The sequence below is a fragment of the Pseudomonas sp. efr-133-TYG-5 genome, assembly GCF_030209175.1.
Taxonomy (GTDB): domain Bacteria; phylum Pseudomonadota; class Gammaproteobacteria; order Pseudomonadales; family Pseudomonadaceae; genus Aquipseudomonas.
Genome location: NZ_JARVSM010000001.1, coordinates 430,362 through 449,161, shown reverse-complemented (window position 1 = coordinate 449,161; position 18,800 = coordinate 430,362). Strand labels below are relative to the sequence as shown.

The 18,800-nt window shown below is 61.7% G+C and carries 13 protein-coding genes; 10 read left to right on the top strand and 3 right to left on the bottom strand.

All coding sequences use genetic code 11. From position 1 onward, the window contains the following. The first annotated feature begins 85 nt into the window (after positions 1-85). The 6 genes from QRN70_RS02000 (at position 86) to QRN70_RS01975 (ending at position 9,683) form a co-directional block, all read left to right on the top strand. The gene (locus QRN70_RS02000) at positions 86-1,015 is read left to right on the top strand and encodes a LysR family transcriptional regulator (protein ID WP_285415544.1); all 930 of its coding nucleotides are present in this window, start codon (positions 86-88) and stop codon (positions 1,013-1,015) included. Between the two features lie 106 nt (positions 1,016-1,121). Next, complete coding sequence (locus QRN70_RS01995) at positions 1,122-1,637, top strand: hypothetical protein (RefSeq protein WP_285415543.1); 516 nt, start codon at positions 1,122-1,124, stop codon at positions 1,635-1,637. 166 nt (positions 1,638-1,803) lie between these two features. Continuing rightward, complete coding sequence (locus tag QRN70_RS01990) at positions 1,804-3,543, top strand: dipeptidase (RefSeq protein ID WP_285415542.1); 1,740 nt, start codon at positions 1,804-1,806, stop codon at positions 3,541-3,543. A 273-nt stretch (positions 3,544-3,816) separates the two neighbouring features. After that, entirely contained in the window at positions 3,817-5,070 is a 1,254-nt protein-coding gene (gene mexE / locus QRN70_RS01985; protein ID WP_285415541.1) for a multidrug efflux RND transporter periplasmic adaptor subunit MexE, read from the top strand. A gap of 15 nt (positions 5,071-5,085) precedes the next feature. Continuing rightward, positions 5,086-8,265 carry an efflux RND transporter permease subunit gene (locus QRN70_RS01980; RefSeq protein ID WP_285415540.1) on the top strand — a complete coding sequence of 1,060 codons (3,180 nt, stop codon included), beginning with the start codon at positions 5,086-5,088 and terminating at the stop codon, positions 8,263-8,265. Beyond that, entirely contained in the window at positions 8,262-9,683 is a 1,422-nt protein-coding gene (locus QRN70_RS01975) for an efflux transporter outer membrane subunit (RefSeq protein WP_285415539.1), read from the top strand. Before QRN70_RS01980 ends, QRN70_RS01975 begins: the two co-directional genes overlap by 4 nt. Positions 9,684-9,783: 100 nt before the next feature. Here the strand turns inward: QRN70_RS01975 and QRN70_RS01970 are convergent, their stop codons facing one another. Genes QRN70_RS01970 through QRN70_RS01960 form a run of 3 tightly spaced genes read right to left on the bottom strand, consistent with a single transcriptional unit; the run spans position 9,784 to position 13,061 of the window. Next, on the bottom strand, positions 9,784-10,731 hold the full coding sequence (locus QRN70_RS01970; RefSeq protein WP_285415538.1) for an HlyD family secretion protein: 948 nt from the start codon (positions 10,729-10,731) through the stop codon (positions 9,784-9,786). Between the two features lie 4 nt (positions 10,732-10,735). Next, complete coding sequence (locus tag QRN70_RS01965) at positions 10,736-10,936, bottom strand: DUF1656 domain-containing protein (RefSeq protein WP_285415537.1); 201 nt, start codon at positions 10,934-10,936, stop codon at positions 10,736-10,738. After that, entirely contained in the window at positions 10,926-13,061 is a 2,136-nt protein-coding gene (locus QRN70_RS01960; RefSeq protein WP_285415536.1) for an FUSC family protein, read from the bottom strand. The genes QRN70_RS01965 and QRN70_RS01960 overlap by 11 nt, the downstream gene beginning before the upstream one ends. A gap of 222 nt (positions 13,062-13,283) precedes the next feature. Here QRN70_RS01960 and QRN70_RS01955 point away from each other — a divergent pair, with 222 nt between their 5' ends. From QRN70_RS01955 to QRN70_RS01940, 4 genes are all read left to right on the top strand, one after another. Next, positions 13,284-14,339, top strand: a complete 1,056-nt coding sequence (locus QRN70_RS01955) for a tetratricopeptide repeat protein (protein WP_285415535.1) — start codon at positions 13,284-13,286, stop codon at positions 14,337-14,339. A gap of 140 nt (positions 14,340-14,479) precedes the next feature. Beyond that, positions 14,480-15,982: an ATPase domain-containing protein gene (locus QRN70_RS01950; RefSeq protein WP_285415534.1), complete on the top strand. Its 1,503-nt coding sequence runs from the start codon at positions 14,480-14,482 to the stop codon at positions 15,980-15,982. Beyond that, on the top strand, positions 15,979-17,649 hold the full coding sequence (locus tag QRN70_RS01945) for an ATP-binding protein (RefSeq protein ID WP_285415533.1): 1,671 nt from the start codon (positions 15,979-15,981) through the stop codon (positions 17,647-17,649). The genes QRN70_RS01950 and QRN70_RS01945 overlap by 4 nt, the downstream gene beginning before the upstream one ends. A gap of 195 nt (positions 17,650-17,844) precedes the next feature. Continuing rightward, positions 17,845-18,774, top strand: a complete 930-nt coding sequence (locus tag QRN70_RS01940; RefSeq protein ID WP_285415532.1) for a halovibrin HvnA — start codon at positions 17,845-17,847, stop codon at positions 18,772-18,774. The last annotated feature ends 26 nt before the right edge of the window (positions 18,775-18,800 follow it).

Genomic DNA, 18,800 nt, shown 5'->3' with positions numbered 1-18,800 from the left:
CCAGCCTTTACCCGTAATATTCATGCCGGCCATTGTTCCCATATGGCTGCCCTCGTCAAGCTTGATGACTCTGCCAGGACTCCAGATGAATCGTAATGACCTGCGTCGTGTCGACCTGAACCTGTTGATCGTATTCGAAACGTTGATGCACGAACGCAGCGTGACCCGCGCCGCGGAGAAGCTGTTCCTCGGCCAGCCGGCCATCAGCGCCGCGCTTTCGCGCCTGCGCGGGCTGTTTGACGACCCACTGTTCGTGCGCACCGGACGCAGCATGGAACCGTCCGCCCGCGCCGTGGAAATCTTCGCCTTGTTGTCGCCGGCCCTCGACTCGATCTCTACCGCCGTCAGCCGCGCGGCGGAATTCGATCCGGCGACCAGCACCTCGGTGTTCCGCATCGGTCTGTCGGACGACGTCGAATTCGCCCTGCTGCCGATGCTGCTCAAGCGCCTGCGCGCCGAAGCCCCGGGCATCGTGCTGGTGGTGCGGCGGGTCAACTACATCCTGATGCCCAACCTGCTGGCCTCCGGCGAAATCTCCATTGGTGTCAGCTACACCACCGACCTGCCGGCCAACGCCAAGCGCAAGGTCCTGCGGCGCAGCCAGCCGAAGCTGCTGCGCGCAGACACCGTGCCAGGCCCGCTGAGCCTGGACGACTACTGCGCCCGCCCGCATGCGCTGGTGTCGTTCGCCGGCGACCTCAGCGGCTTCATCGATGAAGAGTTGGAGAAGCTTGGGCGCAAACGCCATGTGGTATTGGCCGTGCCGCAGTTCAACGGTTTGAGCACCCTGCTCGCCGGCACCGACATCGTCGCGACCGTACCGGATTACACCGCAGATGCGCTGACCGCGGCCGGCGGCGTGCGTGCCGAAGACCCGCCCTTGCCTACCCGCACGTTCGAGCTGCACATGGCCTGGCGTGGCTCGCAGGACAATGATCCGGGCGAGCGCTGGTTGCGTTCGCGGATCCAGATGTTCTTCGGCGACCCGGACAGCCTTGAGCAGCCGGTACATTAACGGCCCCGTCTCGGGACCGTGCGCGCACCTTCCGAGACGAACCGATGCCACCCTGGAATGATGTCTCTGCCGGTCGAACAGCCGGCTCTGGTCAAAATCCCTGCCAATGAACAAATCCCTCGGCGCCATCTGTGTAGCGGTACTTCTCTGCACCGGTTGCGTAAAAACCGCGAGCATTCCGCCTGCCGACCTCACGCTGTTGTCGTTCGGGCCGGGCGCCAGCCAGCTGCTCACGGCCCGTTTCAGTTCCACCGTGGATTTGCAGCGCGCGTTCAATGACTACGAGAACACCAATCAACTCGCCCCTACGCTGATTTGCTCACTGGACGGCGACGGGGATTTTTCGACGGAGCACGAGATCGCGGTAAAAGCCGAGGGGCGGGTCAGCGCCAGCAGCGACAGCCAGGCCAATGACCGTTTTTTCTCCGAGCTGATTTTTTACTACCGTGACGCGAACGGAACCCAACGGGACTTGAACGACTACCACGCTTTCAAGCCGCTGCTTGCGGCGCAAGCGTCAATTCCCTGCAAAGTGCGCATAACCGCCTACGGTTACAAAGCCTATTACACCCATACGTTGCTGATTCCGTCCCCGCTCATGCTTGAGCAGATGTCCAGATAAACAACCGTGCGCACTTTTGCGTTTCTGCGTCGCTTTTGCCGGACTGTGCGACACGTCCCGTTTCAACGCTCCCGCTCTAGACCGCGGCAGTGGTAGTTTGTAAGTGTATGTGTCTCAGCGTTGAGACACCCTTTATTAACTGCCTAGCAAAGGAATGCCATTTCCGATGGATTTCTCTCTCAAACAATTGGCCGTTGCCACGATGCTGGTGGCCGGTCTGTCGACCATTACTGCCTCTGCCGAAGCCAACGTTACCCCGCAACAGAGTGCGGCGATTCTCAAGAGCTTCAGTGACAACTCGGTCAGCGACTTCCGTCAGTTCCTCGGCACACTGGCCAAGAGCGACGTGGCCAAAGCCGCTGACCTGGGCCCGACCATTGACGCGTTCCTGGGCAACAAAACCCTGACCACCGAGCAACAGAACGAGATCTATCGCCTGCTCGGCCTCTACACGCGAGTGAAATACGGCGCTGCGGCCACTGAGACCCTGCGCGAGCTGGTGGAGATCCCGACCTATCGCAAGGAAGGCGTCGAACAGCACGACAACCCGGAATTCATCAAGATTGCCGCGAAGATCAAGAGCCTGGCCGAGTCCTTCCAGCTGAACTTCCGCAACATCGACAACCGCGTCTACGAGATCTCCCTCGACGGCAGCGGCAGCGAAGTGGTCGGCATTCATGCCCACGCCGACGTGGTGCCGGTGACGCCGGAGAACTGGGTGCTGCAGGACGGCACGCGCCTCGATCCGTTCAAGGTCACGCTGATCGGCGACCGCATGTACGGGCGCGGCACCGAGGATGACAAGAACGGCATCGTGGTGACGCTCTACGCGATGAAAGTGATCAAGGAAGAGAAGCTGCCGCTGGCGCGCAACTTCAAGCTGCTGGTGGACACCACCGAAGAAACCACCGGCGACGCCATCCCGTATTACTTCGAGCGCAATCCGACGCCCAACTACAACCTGGCGCTGGACGGCGGCTACCCGGTGGTGATTGCCGAAAAAGGCTACGGCACCGTCATGGCCAACTTCGCCAAGCGCAAGGCTGAGGGCAAAGGCGCGGAAATCGTCTCGCTGACCGGCGGCCTGGCGACCAACCAGATTCCTTCGGCTTCGGTCGCCACCCTGCTCACCGACAAACCCGCCGAACTGGCGGCCAGCCTGCAAAAGTCCGGCGCCGAGTACGCCAAGCGCAACGGCGGCAACTTCGAGGTCAGCGCCAAGGTTGACGGCAAAGACGTCAAACTGACCGTGACCGGTGTTTCCGCGCACTCCTCCGAGCCCGAATCCGGGGTCAATCCGGTGGCGCGCATCCTCGACTTCATCAATAGCCTTGATGGCAAGGTCGCGCTCAAGCGCAACCACATCACCGATGCCGCCCGCTACGCCGCCGACAACTGGGGCCTGGACTACCTCGGCAACAAACTCGGCGTGGGTTTCTCCGATGCGTTCATGGGCCCGTTGACCACCTCGCTGACCTACGTTGGCCAGGACGACAAGACCTTCAAGCTCGCGGTCAACCTGCGTGTGCCAAAGGGCAAGTCACCGGAGACGCTCAAGGCGCAAATCGCCGAAAAACTGGCGGCGTGGAGCAAGCAGACGCACGTCGCAGTCGCTTTCGATTACTCGATCGCCGAGCCGATGTACCGTAACCCCGAGGGTGAATGGGTCAAGGCACTGCTGGCGGTGTCTACCGAAAACCTCGGCATGAAGCATGAGTTCGGCACCTCCGCCGGCGCCACCTCGGTGCATGAACTGCCCAACGGCGTGCAATTCGGTCTGGCCATGCCGGACGTGAAATACACCGGGCATACCGATAACGAGTTCAAGACGACCGGGCAATTCCTGCTCGATCTACAGATCGTCACCGAGATGATCGGTCGCATCGGGCAATTGCCGAAGCTCTGATCTGACTCCGCGAACCCGCCGCAATGGCGGGTTCGCGCTGTTAATCGGCCGATAATCGCCGCCACCCAGTCTCAATCGCGATTCTTGCACTTTCGGCAAGACAAAATTGTCATCAAGCAGATTGATAGCCACCTAACGAAAGGTGCATGCTAGAGGGCTCGTTCGAGCCTTATATCATTCCGAATGATAGTTACCTTCGTGTCATTCGATTCGTAGCGTCCTACCCCCGCCGAGCATCATCCGCCCATCTTCAATACATTGGCGGATGATTCCATGGAACAGTCACTCAAACATTTGCGCTTCCCCCTGGCCATGTTGGCCGTGCTGGTGATGAGCGCCTGCGGCAAGACTCCGGAGACTGCCGCCACCCTGCCCGCTGCCAAAGTCAGCGTGGCCAAGGTGCTGGAACAGCCGGTCAACGAGTGGGACGAATTCACCGGGCGCCTCGAAGCGCCGGAAACCGTTGAAATCCGTCCACGGGTCTCCGGCCAGATCGACGAGGTCGCTTTCACCGAAGGCGCACTGGTCAAGAAAGGCGACCTGCTGTTCCAGATCGACCCGCGTCCGTTCCAGGCCGAGGTCCGCCGCCTCGAGGCACTGGTTGCCCAGGCCCGCGCTAACGCCACCCGTAGTGAAAACGAAGCTGGCCGCGGTGAACGTCTGCGCGCCAGCAACGCGATCTCTGCCGAACTGGCCGACTCGCGTACCAGCGCTGCCCAGGAAGCCCGCGCCGCCGTCGGTGCCCTGCAAGCGCAACTGGACCTGGCCAAGCTCAACCTGAGCTTCACCCGCGTCACCGCGCCAATCAGCGGTCGCGTCAGCCGCGCCGAGATCACCGCCGGCAACCTGGTGACCGCCGACACCACCGCGCTGACCAGCGTGGTTTCCACCGACAAGGTCTACGCCTACTTCGACGCTGACGAACGTGTGTTCCTCAAGTACACCCAACTTGCACGCCAGGGTCAGCGCGGCGCCACCACCCCGGTGTACATGGGCCTGTCCAATGAAGACGGCAACCCACACCTGGGCCAGATGAACTTCGTCGACAACCAGGTCAACCCGAAAACCGGCACCATCCGTGGCCGCGCGGTCTTCGACAACAGCGACGGCACCTACACCCCGGGCCTCTATGCACGGCTGAAACTGGTCGGCAGCGGTACCTACAACGCCATGCTCATCAATGACGAAGCCGTCGGCACCGACCTCGGCAAGAAATTCGTGCTGGTGATGGACGCTGACAACAAGACCGCCTATCGCGCCGTTGAACTGGGGCCGAAGATCGAAGGCCTGCGCATCGTGCGCAGCGGTTTGAACAAGGACGACACGATCATCGTCAAGGGCCTGCAGCGGGTACGTCCCGGTTCGCCGGTCACCCCTGAAGTCATCCCGATGGCCAGCGAGCAGACCATTGCTGCCCTGGCTCAACAACGACAAGCGCTGGAAGCCAGCAACCTGCCCAAAGTCGCACCTGCCAAAGGCGCACCGGGTTCGGTTGTAAAAGTGGCTGCTGCGACCCCACGCGGTTAAGGGACGACAACTCCGATGAATTTTTCCCAATTCTTCATTTCACGGCCGATCTTCGCAGCGGTGCTTTCGCTGCTGATCCTGATCGCCGGTGCGATCTCGCTGTTCCAGTTGCCGATCAGCGAATACCCGGAAGTCGTGCCACCGACCGTGGTGGTACGCGCCAACTTCCCCGGTGCCAACCCCAAAGTCATCGGTGAAACCGTGGCCGCTCCGCTGGAGCAGGCCATCACCGGCGTCGAGAACATGCTCTACATGTCCTCGCAGTCCACTGCTGACGGCAAGATCACCCTGACCATCACCTTCGCCCTGGGCACTGACCTGGACAACGCGCAGGTGCAGGTGCAGAACCGGGTGACCCGAACCGAGCCGAAACTTCCCGAGGAAGTCACGCGCATCGGTATCACCGTCGACAAGGCTTCGCCCGACCTGACCATGGTTGTGCACTTGACCTCGCCGGACAAACGCTACGACATGCTCTACCTCTCCAACTACGCGATCCTCAACATCAAGGATGAGCTGGCGCGTCTGGGCGGTGTCGGTGACGTGCAGCTGTTCGGTATGGGCGACTACTCGCTGCGGGTCTGGCTCGACCCGAACAAGACCGCGTCGCGCAACCTGACCGCCACCGATGTGGTGACGGCGATTCGCGAGCAGAACCGTCAGGTTGCTGCCGGTCAACTGGGTGCGCCACCTGCACCGAATGCGCAGAGCTTCCAGCTGTCGGTCAACACGCAGGGCCGTCTGGTTTCCGAGGAAGAGTTCGAGAACATCATCATTCGCTCCGGTGAAGACGGTGAAATCACCCGCCTGAAAGACATCGCCCGGGTCGAACTGGGGTCCAGCCAGTACGCCCTGCGTTCGTTGCTGAACAATCAGCCGGCCGTGGCGATCCCGATCTTCCAGCGTCCAGGCTCCAACGCCATCGAAATCTCGAACGAAGTTCGCGGCAAGATGGAAGAGCTGAAGAAAGGTTTCCCGCAAGGCATGGACTACAGCATCGTCTATGACCCGACGATCTTCGTGCGCGGCTCCATCGAGGCGGTGGTTCACACCCTCTTCGAAGCGCTGATCCTCGTGGTCCTGGTAGTGATCCTGTTTCTGCAGACCTGGCGCGCCTCGATCATTCCGTTGGTGGCCGTGCCGGTATCGTTGATCGGTACGTTTGCGGTGATGCACCTGTTCGGGTTCTCGCTCAACGCGCTGTCGCTGTTCGGCCTGGTACTGGCGATCGGTATCGTGGTGGACGACGCCATCGTGGTGGTGGAGAACGTCGAGCGCAACATCGAGCTGGGACTCAACCCCTTCGACGCAACCAAAAAGGCTATGGGGGAAGTAACGGGCCCGATCATTGCAACGGCGTTGGTGCTGTGTGCGGTGTTCGTACCGGCAGCGTTCATCTCGGGCCTCACCGGGCAGTTCTACAAGCAGTTCGCGCTGACCATTGCGATCTCGACCGTGATCTCGGCCTTCAACTCGCTGACGCTGTCGCCAGCGCTGGCCGCTGTACTGCTCAAAGGTCATGACGCACCGAAAGACCGCTTCTCGCGAGTGCTGGACAAGATCTTCGGTGGCTGGCTGTTCCGTCCGTTCAACCGGTTCTTCGACCGCGCCAGCCATGGCTACGTCGGCACCGTGCGCCGGGTCATCCGTGGCAGCGGCATCGCCCTCTTCCTGTACGCAGGCCTGATGGTGCTGACCTTCTTCGGTTTCTCCAGCACGCCAACCGGTTTCGTACCCGGCCAGGACAAGCAATACCTGGTGGCCTTCGCGCAACTGCCGGATGCCGCAAGCCTTGACCGCACCGAAGACGTGATCAAGCGCATGTCCGACCTGGCCCTGAAACAGCCAGGCGTGGAAAGCGCCGTGGCCTTCCCCGGCCTGTCGATCAACGGCTTCACCAACAGCCCTAACGCCGGCATCGTGTTCGTGACCCTGAAACCGTTCGACGAGCGCAAGGATCCGAGCATGTCCGCCGGGGCGATTGCCGGGGCCTTGAACGGCCAGTACGCGAACATTCAGGAAGCGTACATGGCGATCTTCCCGCCGCCGCCGGTACAGGGCCTGGGCACCATCGGTGGTTTCCGCCTGCAGATCGAAGACCGGGGCAACCTGGGCTACGACGAGCTGTACAAGGAAACCATGAACATCATCGCCAAGAGCCACAGCGTGCCTGAGCTGGCCGGGCTGTTCACCAGCTACACCGTGAACGTGCCGCAGGTCGACGCTGCCATCGACCGGGAAAAAGCCAAGACCCACGGCGTGGCCGTCAGCGACATCTTCGACACCCTGCAGATCTACCTGGGTTCGCTGTATGCCAACGACTTCAACCGCTTCGGACGCACCTATCAGGTCAACGTTCAGGCCGAACAGCAGTTCCGCCTTGAATCCGATCAGATCGGTCAGTTGAAAGTGCGTAACAACAAGGGCGAAATGATCCCGCTGGCGACCTTCATCAAGGTCAGCGACACCTCAGGACCGGATCGCGTCATGCACTACAACGGTTTCATCACCGCGGAAATCAACGGTGCGGCAGCCCCCGGCTACAGCTCCGGCCAGGCCGAGAAGGCCATCGAGAAACTGCTCAAGGATGAACTTCCGAACGGCATGACCTACGAATGGACCGACCTGACCTACCAGCAGATCCTGTCCGGCAATACCGCGCTGTTCGTGTTCCCGCTCTGCGTACTGCTGGCGTTCCTGGTGCTCGCCGCGCAATACGAAAGCTGGAGCCTGCCACTGGCGGTGATCCTGATCGTACCGATGACCCTGCTGTCGGCCATCACCGGGGTGATCATCTCTGGCGGCGACAACAACATCTTCACCCAGATCGGCCTGATCGTACTGGTAGGCCTGGCGTGCAAGAACGCGATTCTGATCGTCGAGTTCGCCAAGGACAAACAGCTCGAAGGCCTCGACCCGCTGGCGGCGGTACTGGAAGCCTGCCGTCTGCGTCTGCGGCCGATCCTGATGACTTCGTTCGCGTTCATCATGGGTGTGGTGCCACTGGTGTTCTCCAGCGGTGCCGGTGCCGAGATGCGTCATGCCATGGGTGTGGCGGTGTTCTCCGGGATGCTCGGGGTGACCTTCTTCGGTCTGCTGCTGACGCCAGTGTTCTACGTACTGATTCGCAACTTTGTCGAGCGCAGTGAAGCCCGCAAAGCGGCCAACGCCCTCAAACTGGAGGCGCAACAATGAGTCTGAAAGTCTTCCTGCCGAGCCTGCTGGTCCTGGCGCTGAGCGCCTGTGCCGTCGGCCCCGACTACAAGACCCCAGCCACGGAGGCGGCCAACATCACGGCCGCCACCGACGGCGCCGCCGGCCAGAAGAACTTCGACCGTTCGAAGTTCGAAGGCATCTGGTGGCAGCAGTTCGAGGACCCGACCCTCAACCAGCTGGTGACGCAATCGCTGCAAGGCAACCGTGAGCTGCGCGTGGCGTTCGCCCGCTGGAAAGCCGCCCGGGCGATCCGCGACGACGTCAGTAACGACGCCATGCCGACCATCACCAGCCGTGCCAGCAGTGACCTGGCCAAGGGACAGATTCCTGGCCAGACCACCAAACGTGTCAACAGCGAACGCTACGACCTCGGCCTGGACATGGCCTGGGAACTCGACCTGTTCGGGCGGATCCAGCGCAACCTGGAAGCCAGCGACGCCGACCAGCAGGCGGCCGAAGCCGACCTGTACCAACTGCAAGTCACCATGATTGCCGAACTGGTGGATGCCTACGGTCAGCTGCGCGGCGCCCAGCTGCGGGAAAAGATTGCGGTGGCCAACCTGAACAACCAGCAGGAGTCGCGCAAGATCACCATCAGTCTGCGTGACGCCGGTGTTGGCGATCAGCTCGACGTCGAACGTGCCGACGCGCGTCTGGCGTCGGTTGAAGCCAGCGTGCCGCAATTGCAGGCCGAGCAGGTTCGGCAGAAGAACCGCATCGCCACCCTGCTGGGTGAGCGCCCGGACAAACTGAGCGTCGACCTGAGCCCGAAAGAGCTGCCGGCCATTGCCAAGGCCCTGCCGATCGGTAATCCGGGCGAATTGCTGCAACGCCGTCCGGACATTCTCAGCGCCGAACGTAAACTGGCGTCCGCCACGGCGCGCATCGGCGTGGCCAAGGCCGACCTGTTCCCCCGGGTCAGCCTCAGCGGCTTCCTCGGCTTCACCGCCGGGCGCGGTTCGCAAATCGGTTCCTCGGCGGCCAATGCCTGGGCACTCGGCCCGAGCATCACCTGGGCGGCGTTCGACCTGGGTAGCGTGCGGGCCCGCCTGCGCGGTGCCGACGCCGATGCCGAAGGCGCCCTGGCGACCTACGAGCAGCAAGTGCTGCTGGCTCTGGAAGAGTCGGAAAACGCCTTCAGTGATTACGGCAAACGGCAGCAGCGCCTGATCTCGCTGATCCGCCAGAGCGAATCGAGCCGCAAGGCTGCCGATCTGGCCGAGATCCGTTACCGCGAAGGCACTACCGATTTCCTCGTGCTGCTTGATGCCCAGCGTGAACGCCTGAACGCCGAAGACAGCCAGGCCCAGGCCGAAGTCGACCTGTACCGCGGCATCGTCGCGATCTACAAGGCCCTCGGTGGTGGCTGGCAGCCGGAGACAGTCGCCAGCAAATAACCGTTTTTTTAAAGAGCTCCTTTGGTTGGCCGCAACCAACCAATTCTTTGCCCCGCGTCTCATTCGGTCGCGGGGCTTTTTTGTGCCTGCTCGCCAAGGGTCAGCGTGTATCCATGACGGTCACGGTGGCTGTCGTGCCTGCCCGCAACCGATCCTTGCCGACATAGTCCGGATCAATGCCGATCCGCACCGGCACCCGTTGCGCCAGCTTGACCCAGGTGTAACTGGGGTTGATGTTGGCCAGCAAGCGACTGCCCGGCGAATTCTCCCGGTCGGCAATGGCGAACGCGATGCTCTGCACGGTGCCGCCGAAGGTTTCGCCGCTCATCAATTCGATGCGCACGCGGTCGCCCTCGGCGATCCGTGGCAGCTTGGTTTCCTCGAAATAACCGCTGACGTAGAACGAATCGCTGTCGACCAGCGCCAGCATGGCGTTGCCCGCGACGGCGTAATCGCCCTGGCGGGTCAACAGGTTGGTGACATAACCACTGACCGGCGCCTCGACACGGGTGCGTTGCAAGTCCAGCTGCGCCTGGGTCAACGCGGCAATTGCCAGTTGCACATTGGCTTCGGCCAAACCGAGGTTGGCCTGGTTGCGCAGCAGGTCAGCCTGGGCCACGGCGACGTCGGTGCTGGATTTTTCCCACTCTTCGCCGGAAATTGCGAAGCCCTGTTTCAGCGTGCGCCGCCGACGCTCCTCGCTTTGTCGTTGCTTGAGCAGCGCCTCACTGGCGACGATGGCCGCCTGTGACTGGCCCAGCGAGGCTTTGGCCACCTCTACCGAACGCCGAGCGTGTTCCACTGCCAGGCTGTAGCGCGCCGGGTCGATTTCCAGCAGCAACTGGCCCTTGGCGACATGCTGGTTGTCCTGCACTGCCAGGCTGACAATGCGCCCGGAAACATCGGCCGACAGCGTCACCACGTCGGCCCGCACCCGTGCGTCACGGGTCCAGGGCGCACGCGTGTAATGTTCCCAGGCGAACCAGCCGAGAATGAGCGCCAGCAAGACCACCGCCAGCGTTGTGAGTCGGGAAAGCAATGTGTTCAAGGCTTCAGGCTCCCATCAACAGAATCAGCGTGGCGCAGACACAGGCATACAAGGCACCCTCGAACAGTGCTTCGTGCCAGACAAAACGCAACAGCCCCAGGCGACGCAGCCCCCAATCGAGCAGCATGAACAGCGGTATGGCCAGCAACAGGGCCTGGGCAATCGGCGGCAGGTAGACCCCGCCAATCTCGAAATCAATGGGCAAGGGCCGGTACTCCTTCCAGGGGGCTGTGTTGCAGGTATTCGCCGTGGCGTTCGAGGAACGACACCACGATCAGCAAGGCGACACGCATGCGAAACACCGACCACACGTGCTCATGGCTGGGCACATGCAGCTCGTCCAGTTCATCGCCGAGCACATGCAGGGTGGCGAGCAGCGGCGGCAATTGCGCATCGTCGCGCCCGGCGACAAAACGACCGGTCTGGCGCAAGGCGGCCGACAGCGTTTGAGTGAAGCTGTCACTGACCAGCCGGTTGTTTTGCGTCTGCTGTCGCAATTGATGCATCGCGACCCCCAGCGCCACGCAGCCGAGGCTGATTTCATACAGCCGCGGCATGGCCCGGTCGCTGGTGGCTGGCAACAAGCCGAGCATCATGGTCAGGCGATCGACCATGCGGCTCTCGAAGGCGAACTGCTGTTCATCGGTCGGCGCGGTCTTGGTCAGGCTGTAGACCTGCTCGCGCGCTTCGTTGTACAGGCGCCGAATTCGCAGCTGCGGGCGAAACGGGAAGATCCAGGCGTAGACAAGCAGCGCCAGCGCCGCCGCGCTGACGTAGGCCCCGGCAAACTCGAACCACTGGATTGCCGTGTTCTGCCCGGTGCCGACGTTCTGCGGGCCGAGCATGAGGAAACTCGACAGCCCCAACCCCATGCCGATACCTGCCGTGGCCGGACTCGCCAGCCCGACCGCGATCACATACAGCAGCGGCGCCAGGAGCAATGCCAACGGCTCGAAATCACTGATCGCCGGCACCAGCATGAATTGATAGAACGCCGAAACCACCAGTGCCAGCCCCAAACCCTTGGCGTAGCTCTGCGCTGCCAGCAGTGGCCGAGGAAACGTCGCCATCAGTGAACAGAGAATGCCTACCAGGATCATCCCGCCCCGGGCGCCGTCCCAGGCCGTTTCGATCCAGATCAGCCCCGCCACCAGCAACGCGCTGAACGCGCGGATGGCGTTCATGCTCGCCAGGGTGAAGTCCAGATGCAGCGGATTGCTCTGGCCGCGAAACGCGCAACTGGCCTCCCGCCCCTCCTGGATCGCTTCGCTCAATTCCAGAATTTCCTCCAGTTGCTGCAGCAACCGCGCCTGCTCCCAGCGCAGCGCCCACGCCAGCGAACGCAGCGTCGCCGTCATCGGTTCGGTCAATTGTTCGGCTGCATAGGCCAGTTCGTCGAACTGTTGTTGCAGGTGCACGAACTGATGCCGGGCTTCGGCGGGTAACGCGCGGCCCTGTTGCGCCAGTTGATCGAGCAGCGCCAGTTCCTCGGCACGCAGACGCTGCACATCCGGCGGCAGATCGCCCTCCCACCGCTCGGTAAGCAATTGCCGCTGGTGGCGCAGCGCCGTCAGGCGCGCGGTCAGCAGCGTCAATTGGTTGCCCAGCAGCAGCACCAGATTGTTGGCACTGCGCAGGCGCGGAGCGTCGAAATACAAATGCCGACGCAGGCCTTCGAGGGCGCTGATCTCGCCGAGCAACTGCATTTGCCGGCGCTGAAAGTCGGCCTCGCTTTCTTCGGTGCGAATCACCGCGGCGGCATGGGTCGCAGCCAGTCTGATGACCTGGTCGACCTTGGTGAAATAGCCTCGGGCCACGGCTTCCGGGCGCGCCGTGAGGAGACTGACCACGCATACGCAGGCCACCGCCAGCAAGGTTTCGGTGACCCGCGTCACCGCCAGCAGAAAGGTGCCGTCCTGATCCGGAATCGCCAGCAACGCCACCACCACCGCGGTATAGCCACTGAGGACGAATGCCTGCGAGCTGGTGTAGCGCAGCAGCGTGCCACCGGCGGTGCACAGCGCGAGCCACAGCGCCAGCGTGGTGATAAACGGCAACCGTGCCTGGGGAAAGATCGCCATGATCAACACCGCCACCGCCGCGCCCAGCGTTGTGCCGATGACCTGGCCGAAGCTGCGTGCCAGGGCCATTCCGGCCAGCGGTTGACTGACGATGACCACCGCCATGATCGACCACTTGGGCTGGTCGAGGTCGAACAGGAACGCCAGATACAGGGTCAGCAAGCCGGCGGCGATGGTCCGCAGGGCAAACAGCAGCACGGCCTGACCGGGGTGGATCACGGCTTTGAAATAGTTGAACAGGGCTTGCATAAGCACACTCGTGAAGGCGACTTCTGCAAGCGTAGTCACTGCTTTGAGGAATCGACGGCTCACGTGGTCGACGCGAGATGTAGGGCAATTCGTCAGCCTGTAGGACGTCAGCCTCGGAAACACGGCGCCAGGCGAAATACGCCGGGCGCAGGGTTTGACTCACGGGCGAAGCTGACCGAAGCTTGCCGCTCTGCTTCAGTACGAAAAGCTTCGGATACCCGCATGCCTCAGTCCCGCCGCTACCTGTTTGTCAGCCTTGGCCTCGTGCTTGTACTGGTTGTTGCCTGGATGTCCCTGCGCAGCACCACTCCGGTGGTGCCGGAGGCCATCAAGCACGGTTACAGCGAAGCGTTGTCCGCCGCCCGCGCCGGCCAGCCGGGGGCCGCGCGAATGCTGTATCAGCAATTGGCGCGCCCGGATCTGTCGGTCAAGCGTCGCGTCTGGCTGCACGCCGAACTGGCCAATTATCCGAGCCCGCAGGCGTTGAAACTGGCGGACGCCGATCTGCAGAACGAGGCGCCGCCAGTGCGTCTGGCGGCGATCAGAAGTGTCGTCGGCCTGGTGCCCGGCGGCCCGCGCAGCCTGTTGCTGGGGCCGCTGCTCGATGACGAAGACCAGAGCGTGCGTTTCGCCGCGATCAACGCCCTGCTCGGCCTGTCACCGGACGAACTGGGGCTGTACTTCGCTCCACTGCAGCAAGCCATCGACGGCTGGGAGCAAGTGCTCAAGAGCCAGCCACCGAGCGCGGCCAACTACGCACAACTGGCGCGCCTGCACCTGCACAACGCTGAATTGCAGCAGGCCCAGGATGCCCTTGAGCAAACCCTGCAACTGGAGCCGGGCAACCTGCCGGCCCTGGTCATGCAGATTGAAGTGCTCGATCGCCAGGGCCAGAGCGATGCCGCCCGCCAGTTGCTGGCCAGACAACTGAAGACCCAACCCGATTCCGCTTATCTGCAACACGCCCTCGGCCTCTGGCTACTGCATCACGACCAGCGTGAATATGCCCTGCTCGGTTTGTCCAAAGCCGTCGAACTGGAACCGGACAACAAGGATTATCGCTACGACCTGGCGACCACGCTGCACAGCGCCGAAGAACTGGAAGCGGCGCAGAAACAGCTGCAGGAAATCGTCCAGCGACATCCCGCCGACCGCAAGGCGCGGGTATTGCTGATCAATTACTGGAAAGAAAGCGGCCAGTTGCAGAACGTACAGATTCTGCTGGCGCAGCTTGAGCAGATGAATCCGGATGATCCGGCGTTGCAGCAGGGACTCTGAACGACTTTCGACAGCCTTCCCGACACTTCTTGAAAGAAATATCGGAACCGTCATCACGGGCAAGGGTCAAGTATTCAGGCAGTTCAATTTGGCATTCACAGCCTGTTGCCTCGCCTCCCCTAGTCATGAGAGGGCATTTTTTGTCTACATCTAACGAGTTGATCAGTGCAAAAGCCGCCACCGGCATCGAAGGTCTGGATGACATCCTCGCCGGCGGCCTGTCGCGCAGTCATGTGTTTTTGCTCGAGGGCGAACCCGGTACTGGCAAGACCACCGTCGCTTTGCATTTTCTTTTGGCTGGCGCCCGTGCCGGCGAACGCTCGTTGTACATCACGCTGTCGGAAACCGAGCGTGAATTACGTCAAGGGGCGGCGTCCCACGGTTGGGAACTGGACGAGAACATTCACATTTTCGAGCTGACGCCGCCGGAAAGTCTGCTCAACGCCGAGCACCAGCAGAGTCTGCTGTACTCCTCCGACCTGGAATTGGGCGAAGCGACCAGACAGATTTTCGAAGTGGTCGAGCGCGTCAAACCGACCCGGGTGGTCCTCGACAGTCTGTCGGAGATTCGTCTGCTGGCACAGAGTTCGTTGCGCTATCGCCGTCAGATCCTGGCGATCAAGCACTACTTCGTGCGTTATGACGCCACGGTGCTGCTGCTCGACGACCTGACCACCGAATCGCTCGACAAGACCGTGCACAGTGTTGCCCACGGGGTGATCCGCCTTGAGGAATTGACGCCGAATTATGGTGCCGAACGCCGGCGTATCCGGGTGATCAAGTACCGCGGGCAGAAATATCGCGGCGGTTACCATGACTTCACCATCATGGGCGACGGCGTGCATGTCTTCCCGCGCCTGGTGGCGGCTGAGCACCGTGGCGACTACCCACGCCTGCAGTTGACCAGCGGCATCAAGGAAATGGACGCCCTGCTCGGCGGCGGTATCGAGACCGGCTCGAGCACGTTGATCCTCGGCCCGGCCGGTACCGGCAAATCGTTGATTTCGATGATATTCGCCGCTGCTGCGGTGGCGCGTGGGGAAAAAGCCGCGCTGTTCATCTTCGACGAAGAACTGGAGCTGCTGTTCGAGCGCATGAGGAACATCGGCATCGATCTCAAGGCCCTGCGCGCCACCGGTAATCTGCTGATCGAGCAGGTCGACGCCGCCGAGTTGTCGCCCGGCGAGTTTTCCCATCGGGTGCGCCGTTGTGTCGACGAAGGCAAAATCAAAACCGTAGTGATCGACAGCATCAACGGCTATCAGGCCGCGATGCCGGAAGAGAACGCACTGGTGCTGCACATGCACGAACTGTTGCTGTACCTCAACCGCAAAGGTGCGGCAACCTTCATGACCGTCGCCCAGCATGGCCTGGTCGGCGACATGCAGGCCCCGGTCGACATCACTTATCTGGCCGACACGGTGATTCTGCTGCGCTATTTCGAAGCCCTCGGCAAGGTGCGCCGGGCGATTTCGATCATCAAAAAACGTACTGGCAGCCACGAGTCGACCATTCGTGAATACCGTATTTCGACGCAAGGCATGACTATCGGTGAACCGCTGGAAGCGTTCCAGGGCGTGCTGCGCGGCGTGCCGACCTACCTCGGCGCGAGTAATCCGCTGCTCAAGGATGACAAGTTGTGACTATCGCCGTGCCGCTGTCCGAACGGGCGCTGATCCTGGCGCCCTTGGGTCGTGACAGCCAGGTTGCCCTGATGATCCTCAATGAAGCCGGATACGGCGGGGTCATCGCTGCCGATCTGGGCAAGCTCTGCAGCGAGCTGGACTCGGGAGCCGGACTGCTGTTGATCGCCGTCGAAGCGCTGCGCGGTCCGGAACTGGAAACCCTGCTGCATTATCTGGAGCATCAACCGACGTGGTCGGACCTGCCGATCGTGCTGCTGACTCATCACGGTGGGCCGGAACAAGGCCCCTCCTCGCGCCTCAGCGCCTTGCTCGGCAACGTCACGTTTCTCGAGCGACCGTTTCATCCGGCAACGCTGGTCAGTCTGGTCTCCACCGCCCTGCGCGGCCGACGACGACAGTATGAAGCCCGTGATCGCCTGATCGACCTCAGTGAAAGCGAACGTCGCCTGCAATCGACCCTGGAAACTCTTGAGCAACAGGTCGAAGAACGCACGGCGCAGTTGCGCCACAACGAAGAAGCCCTGCGTCAGTCGCAGAAAATGGAAGCGGTCGGCCAACTCACTGGTGGTATCGCCCACGACTTCAACAACATGCTGACCGGGATCATCGGCAGCCTGGAGTTGCTGCGCCGACGTCTGGCGCGCGGCCGCATGGACGATCTCGACAGCCTGATCGATCTCGGGGTCACCTCGGCCAACCGTGCCGCCGGCCTCACCCACCGCTTGCTGGCATTCTCGCGGCGGCAGTCGCTGGACTCCAAAGCAGTGCAGATGAATACCCTGGTGCTGTCGATGGGTGAGCTGCTGCAGCGCAGCCTCAACGAAAGCATTCAGCTCGACATGCGCCTCAACGAGCAGTTGTGGATCGCCGAGGCCGACCCCAACCAACTGGAAAGCGCTCTGCTCAACCTCGTGCTCAATGCCCGCGATGCCATGCCCGACGGCGGCAAACTGGTAGTGGAGACCAGCAATCAGGTGCTCGACAGCGACTTCACTGCCGGCTACAGCAACCTGCAGCCTGGTGAATACGTAGTGCTCAGCGTCGCAGACACCGGTTGCGGCATGCCGCCCAGCGTCATGAGTCGCGCATTCGATCCGTTCTTCACCACCAAGCCGATTGGCCAGGGCACCGGGTTGGGCCTGTCGATGATTTACGGCTTCAGCAAGCAGTCGGGTGGCCATGTGACCATCGACAGCGAAATCGACAAGGGCACCACGGTCAAGCTGTACCTGCCGCGTTTTGCCGGCGAATCCCAGCCGCAGGTTACCGTCGACCCACCGCAATCCCCCGATGCACAGGACGGCGAAACCGTACTGATCGTCGAAGACGATCCGGCCGTGCGCGTACTGGTCAGTGCAGTGCTCAGTGAGTTGGGATATGCCTTTGTCGAGGCCGCTGATGCCGATGGCGCGGTGCCGATTCTCGACTCGAACCAGCGCATCGACCTGCTGATCAGTGACGTCGGCCTGCCGGGCATGAACGGTCGTCAACTGGCGGAAATCGGCCGGCAATACCGCCCGGACCTCAAGGTGCTGTTCATCACCGGTTACGCCGAACACGCGGCGGTGCGCGGCGGTTTCCTCGACTCGGGCATGCAGATGATCACCAAGCCGTTCACCTTTGACCTGTTGACCGCCAAGGTTCGGGAGATGATTCGCGCCTGAACCTTCACGCCCACGATTACCGTGTCATTGACGGCCTATTGCGCAGCATAGGCCGTTTTTTCATGCCTGAAACCTGTCAGCTCTGACAGTATCCGCTGTTGCCCATCAATGTTGGAATCTGTACCCGAAGGAGGCCTGAATCGCGCTCGAACCGCGCCTGATTCAGCCGTAAAACACCTGACAAGGACAGACCCAATGAACAAGCCCTGCGCAATGTTGTGGGTGCTGATGCTTTCCCTCCCGGGATGTCAGCCCCTTGATCAATCGCCGAGTATTCCCGCGGCAAATGAACAAAGCACGGCTGCCAAGACCTCGGGCACCGTGCTCAACGGCCCCGCAGTGGTGGCCAATCTGACCAGGCGTTACAACGATGTCCGTATCAATTGCGGTTCGGTTTCGACCCCGGCGTTTCTATGTGCAGGGGTGATTGTTCGCTCGACGGTGCCAGGTCCCACCTACTCTACGTGGAATCCCAGCCCTCATTCACAACAGAGTGGTGGCGTGTCCTTTTCCTATCTGCGCAAGGATTCGAAATTCCAGAAATTGATATTCGGCCAGAACAGCGGGTTTATCTTCTATCCCATCCTCAACAGTCCGCCGGACAAACGCAAAATCGAAGTACTGTGCGCCTACCCCATCGATGGCTGGACGCAATTGCGCGAGAAGCCAGGCTGTGGCGGACATCCGTACTACCCAACGCAAAGCCGCCGCTGCCAGACCATCGGCATTACCACTGCAGAGCAGTGGATGACGCACTGGCGAGCGGCGCCAAGCCCCGGCAATGCACCGGCCTACCAGTGCAGTTTCGATGTGCGCGACAGCATGAATCACCTGGGCGCCGATTCCTTCTACCAGTCGATCCGCGCCCGAAGCCTGCTGGGCACATCCTGGTTTCACCAGCACAACGAGCTGATCCTGGCGACATGGCCGCAGAATATTGCAAAGCAATTGCCGATCGAGGCGTTTTTTTACGTCAATGAGGGCCTGGCGAATGCGCGGCATGACCAGCGTGATTTTTACAACAGCACGGGCGGCATGGTCATTCCGATCATCAAGATAGTCTTGCCGTCCACAGCTTCGGCGGAGGCCACTTTCAGCTTCAGCCAGGCGGATCAGCTTTATTGAGGCGAGTCGGACGGACAGGCGTCGGC

What these genes read in the sequence shown, in the direction of transcription:
- QRN70_RS02000 (WP_285415544.1), top strand. Translation starts at nt 86, where the DNA reads ATGAATCGTAATGACCTGCGTCGTGTCGACCTGAACCTGTTGATCGTA.
- QRN70_RS01995 (WP_285415543.1), top strand. Translation starts at nt 1,122, where the DNA reads ATGAACAAATCCCTCGGCGCCATCTGTGTAGCGGTACTTCTCTGCACC.
- QRN70_RS01990 (WP_285415542.1), top strand. Translation starts at nt 1,804, where the DNA reads ATGGATTTCTCTCTCAAACAATTGGCCGTTGCCACGATGCTGGTGGCC.
- mexE (WP_285415541.1), top strand. Translation starts at nt 3,817, where the DNA reads ATGGAACAGTCACTCAAACATTTGCGCTTCCCCCTGGCCATGTTGGCC.
- QRN70_RS01980 (WP_285415540.1), top strand. Translation starts at nt 5,086, where the DNA reads ATGAATTTTTCCCAATTCTTCATTTCACGGCCGATCTTCGCAGCGGTG.
- QRN70_RS01975 (WP_285415539.1), top strand. Translation starts at nt 8,262, where the DNA reads ATGAGTCTGAAAGTCTTCCTGCCGAGCCTGCTGGTCCTGGCGCTGAGC.
- QRN70_RS01960 (WP_285415536.1), bottom strand. Translation starts at nt 13,061, where the DNA reads ATGCAAGCCCTGTTCAACTATTTCAAAGCCGTGATCCACCCCGGTCAG.
- QRN70_RS01955 (WP_285415535.1), top strand. Translation starts at nt 13,284, where the DNA reads ATGCCTCAGTCCCGCCGCTACCTGTTTGTCAGCCTTGGCCTCGTGCTT.
- QRN70_RS01940 (WP_285415532.1), top strand. Translation starts at nt 17,845, where the DNA reads ATGAACAAGCCCTGCGCAATGTTGTGGGTGCTGATGCTTTCCCTCCCG.